7 protein-coding genes and 1 pseudogene are annotated in these 6,494 nt (G+C 36.0%); 1 reads left to right on the forward strand and 7 read right to left on the reverse strand.

Translation table 11 applies throughout. The features are described from left to right. A pseudogene (locus BM212_RS12510) lies at positions 1-138 on the forward strand (IS1380 family transposase); the annotation flags it as partial. A 227-nt stretch (positions 139-365) separates the two neighbouring features. Here BM212_RS12510 and dhaM read toward each other — a convergent pair. The 7 genes from dhaM to BM212_RS13025 form a co-directional block, all read right to left on the reverse strand. Beyond that, positions 366-737 (reverse strand): dihydroxyacetone kinase phosphoryl donor subunit DhaM, encoded by a 372-nt coding sequence (gene dhaM / locus BM212_RS11615; protein ID WP_091898697.1) that lies wholly within the window; start codon positions 735-737, stop codon positions 366-368. Then, positions 734-1,318 (reverse strand): dihydroxyacetone kinase subunit DhaL, encoded by a 585-nt coding sequence (dhaL, locus tag BM212_RS11620; protein WP_083540451.1) that lies wholly within the window; start codon positions 1,316-1,318, stop codon positions 734-736. Before dhaL (BM212_RS11620) ends, dhaM begins: the two co-directional genes overlap by 4 nt. A 45-nt stretch (positions 1,319-1,363) precedes the next feature. Next, a complete protein-coding gene (gene dhaK, locus BM212_RS11625; protein ID WP_083540452.1) occupies positions 1,364-2,353 on the reverse strand; it encodes a dihydroxyacetone kinase subunit DhaK in 990 nt (329 codons plus the stop codon). A 38-nt stretch (positions 2,354-2,391) separates the two neighbouring features. After that, entirely contained in the window at positions 2,392-3,531 is a 1,140-nt protein-coding gene (locus tag BM212_RS11630; protein WP_072693680.1) for a glycerol dehydrogenase, read from the reverse strand. A 554-nt stretch (positions 3,532-4,085) separates the two neighbouring features. Further along, entirely contained in the window at positions 4,086-4,730 is a 645-nt protein-coding gene (gene dhaL, locus BM212_RS12680) for a dihydroxyacetone kinase subunit DhaL (protein WP_218149722.1), read from the reverse strand. Between the two features lie 46 nt (positions 4,731-4,776). After that, positions 4,777-5,769 carry a dihydroxyacetone kinase subunit DhaK gene (gene dhaK, locus BM212_RS12685; RefSeq protein ID WP_177206467.1) on the reverse strand — a complete coding sequence of 331 codons (993 nt, stop codon included), beginning with the start codon at positions 5,767-5,769 and terminating at the stop codon, positions 4,777-4,779. A 41-nt stretch (positions 5,770-5,810) separates the two neighbouring features. After that, positions 5,811-6,044: a hypothetical protein gene (locus tag BM212_RS13025; protein ID WP_072693683.1), complete on the reverse strand. Its 234-nt coding sequence runs from the start codon at positions 6,042-6,044 to the stop codon at positions 5,811-5,813. Positions 6,045-6,494 lie beyond the last annotated feature (450 nt).

The raw sequence follows: 6,494 nt of genomic DNA on the forward strand, positions 1-6,494 counted from the left end.
CTAACATTCCTTAAAGTCGCTGGCAAACTTGTGCAAACAGGCAGACGAGCCTATCTAAAATTGTCGAGTTATCATGTGTATCAAACTGAATTCTATAGGGTCTTCGAGCGCCTACGGCGATCCAGTCAATGGATTTAAATCAGTTATCACGTTATTTTTTTGAATCAATCGTCTACAAGGGAGAAGTATGCCCTCAAACAAACAAGAGAATCGTAAGAAGGTTCATTTAGTTAAAATCTACTTCGAGAACGCACTATTTTGTAGAAAAATTCCCAATTTTTCCAAGAACGATTAATTTATTCAAGAAACCAGCTTAAATTATAGAGCTATGAATTATTCAGGTCCCCTATTCTTCTTATATTTTTTTATTTATCAATCTGTATTTCTTTTAATTGCTCTTCAATTGCCTCTTGAGTCACACCCGCTTGTAAGAGTGCTGCTGCGGTATAAGCTCCTTCAACTATCGGTACATCGTAAATAGTGATCGATTTATCACTAAGCTCTTTAGCCATATCCAAATTCATTTTGGCACTACCCAAATCATAAAAGGCAAGTAAATTATCCGATGGATGTTTATTGATAGCTTCAAGAATACTATCAAAACTTGTCCCAATTTCAGTTTCGGATAGTCCTCCAATTACTTCGATATCAACGTCACCAGCAACTTCTTGAATTAATCGGTTGATCCCTTTTGCAATCTCATACACGTGAGAGATAATAATACCAGTTTTTGTCATTGTCCAGCCTCCGCTTCTAGCATAGCGTGAAATAGTAAAGCAGAGGAATAAGCACCTGGATCGATATGTCCAATGGAGCGTTCACCTACATATGAAGCACGCCCTTTTCTAGCTTTTAATGGTTTCGTTGCTTCGACGGCCTCATCAATAACTTCATTGGTTAATTGCTCGTTTTCTGCTGCCTGAACAACTGGTGCCCAAACATCGATCATCGTCTTATCGCCAATTTCGGCTTTTCCACGTTTTTGGATGCTCTCTAATCCACACTGTAGCACTTTGCTCCATGATGAACCATCTCCTTGATATGTTTTCAGCATACCCATAAAAGCTGAACCATACAGTGGACCTGATGCGCCCCCGACCTTGCTTAATAAAGTAGTCGTAACTAGTTTTAAAAGCTCTTCGAGTGAATTGGGAGATTGTGTGTCAATCGCTTCGACAACATGAGCCATGCCTCGCGACATATTATTGCCATGATCACTATCCCCAATCGGTGTGTCCAGTTGCGTGAGATAATCTTTTTCTTGTTGGACCTTCTCATTAAATAATTCCATCCAACGAATGCCTGTTTGTATATCCATTATGGATTTGGCTCCTTTCGTATAACCTATAAACTGTCAACATACTTACCAGCTTATAGTTGTGACTGGTGCGTTTAATGCTTCAATATAAAAATCATTTTCTAAATAAAGTAAAGTTAATGACAACCCTTGCATTTCAAGTGATGTCATATAGTTGCCTATTTTGTAATAGTCCACTGACAATTTACGTTCATCCATAAGCTGTTGTACATCATTTGTAAAGACATATTGTTCCATTAATGGTGTTCCACCTAATCCATTAACAATTACCGCAAATCGGTCTGTTACTTTCACATCAAATTCGTTTACTAATTTCGTTAATAACTCATTTGCCAGGTTATGAGATGTTTGCAGTTTTTCCCTACGATATCCAGGTTCACCATGAATTCCTACTCCGTATTCAATCTCATCTTCTGCTAGGACAAAGCTTGGCTGAGTGCTTCCTGGTGTAGTCACACCAGTCAATGCAAGTCCAATAGATTTAATATTTGGAATTAAGTTGTCAGCTAATTCTTTAATTTCTGTGATTGACTTTCCTTGTTGCGCTGCGTAGCCTACTATTTTGTGAACGAGAATCGTTCCGGCTACTCCCCGTTTCCCTTGAGTGTATAAGCTGTCTTCCACAGCGATATCATCATCTACAACAACACTTGCGACTTCTATTCCTTCCATTTCAGCCAATTCTTGAGCCATTTCAAAATTCATAATATCTCCAGAATAATTTTTGATCACCATGAAGACACCGGCACCCTCATTGGCTACCTTAATGGCCTCTAAAATTTGATCTGGCGTTGGGGAAGTAAACACTGCTCCGCAAACGGCAGCAGATAACATTCCTTCGCCGACAAATCCAGCATGAGCGGGTTCATGTCCGCTTCCGCCTCCAGAAATAACAGCTACTTTTCCTGATTTTTCCGTTTTACGTTGGATGATACCAGTCTCTGGTATCCTTTGGACCAATTCAGCATGGCCAATGATCATGCCTTTTAACATTTCGTCAACTATATTAATCGGGTCATTCACAATTTTTTTCATCAGTTCCCATCCTTTGATCTATAAGTTTAACAAATAGTTTATTTTACTGACTTGCGTTTCTTGTAGTCTCGGCCAATTACATCAGCTGCAATAATAGCTTGAGCTACACTTTCAGGTGTCACTTCAAAAGGCATAGCATGAATAGATTCTTCAGGGATACATGCTTTTTCGGCGACTTTAAGGATTTCTTCATATTTCACTTCTGCTACATCCAAATCTGCTAATGATACCGGTAGCCCAACAGATAAACTGAAGTCTAATAAAGCTTCAACTTCATCATTTGGTGCGTCCTCAAGGATAAGTTGGACAAATGTTGTAAATGCTACTTGCTCCCCATGGAAGTAATTATGAGGACCATCTAGAACTGTCAAGCCATTATAAATGGCATGTGCTGCAGCTAGTCCGCCTGATTCAAATCCAAGACCAGATAATAGTGTATTTGCTTCAATAATATTCTCTAACGCTGGTGTAACAACATTATTGTCACATGCAATCTTTGCATTGTAGCCATTCTCCATCACTGTTTCGTAACAAGCTCTTGCTAATGTGATAGATGCAATCGTACCTTTAGCAGGTGCTGTATCCCCTGTATGGTATCCATTCGGCAAGCCAGCGTTTACATTTGAATTTGAACGACGTGTTGCACGCGCTTCATAATAAGTAGCTAGTGAATCTCCCATGCCGGAAATTAAGAATCGAGCTGGTGCTTGAGCAATTACCGTAGTATCCATTAATACTACGCTAGGGCTTTGGATAAAATAAGCGTATTCATCAAAATGATGATCTTTCGTATATAATACTGCAGAGTGGCTAGTTGGGGCATCTGTAGCTGCAATCGTTGGGCAGACAATTAAATTATGACCATTAGCAACTGTTTTAGATGTATCGATTGCTTTTCCACCACCTAATCCAACAATGATATCTGTCCCTTTTTCTTTCGCTAATTTTTTAAGACGATTTACTTCTTCGCGTGTTGCTTCTCCACCAAAATCTGCAAGGTGTAAAGTTATGCCAAAATGTTCTGCTGTTTTATCCAATTTATCTTGAACTCGTTCAATATCGCCTGGATTTCCAATAACTAAAGCGGATTCACCAAAGGATTTAACATAAAAACCTAAATTTAATAACTCATTTTCTCCTTGGACATATTTTGTTGGACTAATAAAAGCTTTTCTCATTTCTATTCCTCCTCATATTTTTTAAATTGAAGTCACTCTTGAAGTAATGAATGACTTCTTTTTAAATCTAAACTAAGTTTAATAAGAAAGCGATATCATTTCAACAGACAAAAGATACTATTTGTCCGCTTTAATTATTTTGAAGTATGACTTATAGTAGAAAGAAATAGAATAGTTTAGTTAATAAATTGTCAAAGGGGTCTCAAGTATGAACTACCAAAATACAAAAAAATTATTTCTTGTACTTTCAAAAATCTAGCTAGCGAAAAAATAATTGACAAAATATCCATAATAGATATCATGGATCAGACTGATTACTGCCGCTAAACTATCTTGAAGAGAATAGAACGTAGTATAAAAAAATAGTTTCAAGCAAAAATGCTGGTTAGTTAATAGATGTTCGTAGTTTATATTTTCAACAAGTAGCTAACTTAAACTTGAAATTTGCGTAAATTAAAAAAGTGGAATGAATACATATATACGTACTTATTCCACCTTTTTTAATTTATTATTAGTTCTAGAATATTTATACAACATAAATTATCTACAAATTATTATTCTGCTTCTTCTTTAATTTTTTTTATTACTTCCATAAATATAACACCGATAGCAACAGCTCCAGCATCTGGAAAATTAAGACTTCGCTCCCCAAGATATGAAGCCCTTCCCTTAGAAGCTATCATTTCTCTTGTTTTTTCAGCTCCACATACAGCTTTACACGCACTTTTATTAGCAGCTATCATAAAAGTATCATCTTCTTCAACACTTATTTTAAAAGATTCAGCTGCTGGAATTAGTGCATCAAGTAATGTCTTATCTCCAATTTTAGCTCCTCCACGTTTCTGTATTCCATCTACAGAAGATTGGAAAAGATCAGAAACCTCTTTTAAATTTAATTCTGTTTTACCCTTTGAATATTTTGCTGCACTTCTAAAAGCTGAACCCCATATAGGGCCTGAGGCACCTCCACAGTACTCGGTGATAATCATTCCGCATGCTTTAAGAAATGCTCCAATATCTTCCTTAGGAAGTTCCTCCCACTCATTTTTTAACTCTCTAAATCCCTTAGCAATAGACATTCCAAAATCACCATCTCCTGCAGCTGAATCCAATTCACAGAAATAGACCTCATTTTCAATGATTACATCACACATATGTCCTACAATTTGTACAACGTTTGATACTTCCAATTTTTCCACTATAGCTTCCTCCCAGGTAGTTGAACTATTTTTATTCAACAAATACTCATATCTTAAATGCTGGAGTATCTGATGGATAATCTAGCATTTCTTTGAGCTCTTTATCTAATTTCATAAGAGATATTGAAGCGCCACTCATATCAATGGCTGTCATATAATTACCAACAAAAGTTTTGTAAATCTTTATATTTTTATTCTCCAAAATCTTACTAACTGAATTATTTAAAAGATACAATTCCTGTAAGGGGGTCGATCCAAAACCATTTACAAGCAACGCTACATCATCCCCAGTTTCATATGGTAAATCAGCAATAATTCGTTCAAGCATTTTTTCCGAAAGCTCATCTGCAGATAGTATTTTTTCACGTGCTATACCAGGTTCTCCATGAATTCCTACACCAAATTCCATTTCATCATCACCAATGGTAAATGTTGGTGTTCCCTTTGCTGGTACAGTGCATGAAGTAAAAGCAAATCCTATGGATCTTACGTTTTCTATTGCTTTCTCAGCTGAATTTTTAACTTCTAAAAGGTTAAGACCTTTTGCGGCTGCAGCTCCTGCAATTTTATGAACAAGTACTGTTCCCGCAACACCTCTTCTTCCAATGGTGTAAAGACTATCTTTAACTGCTACATCATCATTCACATAAACTTTCTCAACCATTATACCGTCATCTTCAGCCATTTCTGCAGCTCCATCAAAGTTCATACAGTCTCCTGAGTAATTCTTTATAATTAATAACGTTCCTTTATCTGACTCAGTTTTTGTAATCGCATTATAAATCTGTATTGTTGACGGGGAGGCAAATACATCTCCACAAACAGCTGCATCTAACATCCCTTTACCTACAAAGCCACCATGAGCTGGTTCATGGCCACTACCACCACCACTAATCAAAGTTACCTTATTAGTATTTAACTTTTTTCTTGTTATAATTTTATATTTTTTATTAAAACTTAATTGTTCTGGGTGAGCCTTAACCATACCTTCACACATCTCTATTACAATATCTTCAACTTTATTAACAATTTTTTTCATTTTTTTCCTCTTTTCTTTTCAATTATTATCACTTATCTTTTTTATGAAACGATTATTAAAGGTTCCAAGTAAATTAAAAAGAAGACATAGATAGATTCTTCAGGGATACAAGCCTTTTGTGCCACTTTAACAATTTCTTCATAGCTTACTTCTTCTACATCTAAGTCTTCTAAAAAAACAGGCAAACCAACCGATAAACTGAAATCTAATAACTCTTCCACTTCTTTTGTTGGTTCATCTTCAAGAATACGTTGAACAAAAGTTGTAAAGGCCACTTGTTCACCATGTGGAAATAATTATGAGGACCATTTAGAACCGTTAACCATTATAAATAGCATGAGCTGCAGCAAGTCCCCCTAATTCGAAACCTAAACCGACGATGACGTCTGCTCCTTTTTCTTTTGCTAGCTTTTTAAGGCGGTCGGCTTCTTCTCGTGTTGCTTCCTTACCAAAGTCAGCTAAGTGTTATATGACTACAAAATGTTTAGAAGTTTGATCCAACTTATCTTGAAAACGATTGATATCATAAGGATTCCCAATAACTAATACTGACTCACTTAAAGATTTAATGTAGAACCCTAAATTTAACAACTCATTTTCACCTTGGACATATTTTGATGGACTAATAAATGGTTTTCTCCATTCTATTCCCCCTATTTTTGAAATAAAACGTCTTTAAAAATTAATTGCTAAAATATTCACCAAATAATTAAAGCGCTTTATTT

This window comes from Marinilactibacillus piezotolerans (genome assembly GCF_900114235.1).
Lineage (GTDB): Bacteria > Bacillota > Bacilli > Lactobacillales > Carnobacteriaceae_A > Marinilactibacillus > Marinilactibacillus piezotolerans.

Coding starts and splice junctions, on each gene's coding strand:
- dhaM (WP_091898697.1), bottom strand. CDS start 737: ATGACAAAAACTGGTATTATTATCTCTCACGTGTATGAGATTGCAAAA.
- dhaL (WP_083540451.1), bottom strand. CDS start 1,318: ATGGATATACAAACAGGCATTCGTTGGATGGAATTATTTAATGAGAAG.
- dhaK (WP_083540452.1), bottom strand. CDS start 2,353: ATGAAAAAAATTGTGAATGACCCGATTAATATAGTTGACGAAATGTTA.
- BM212_RS11630 (WP_072693680.1), bottom strand. CDS start 3,531: ATGAGAAAAGCTTTTATTAGTCCAACAAAATATGTCCAAGGAGAAAAT.
- dhaK (WP_177206467.1), bottom strand. CDS start 5,769: ATGAAAAAAATTGTTAATAAAGTTGAAGATATTGTAATAGAGATGTGT.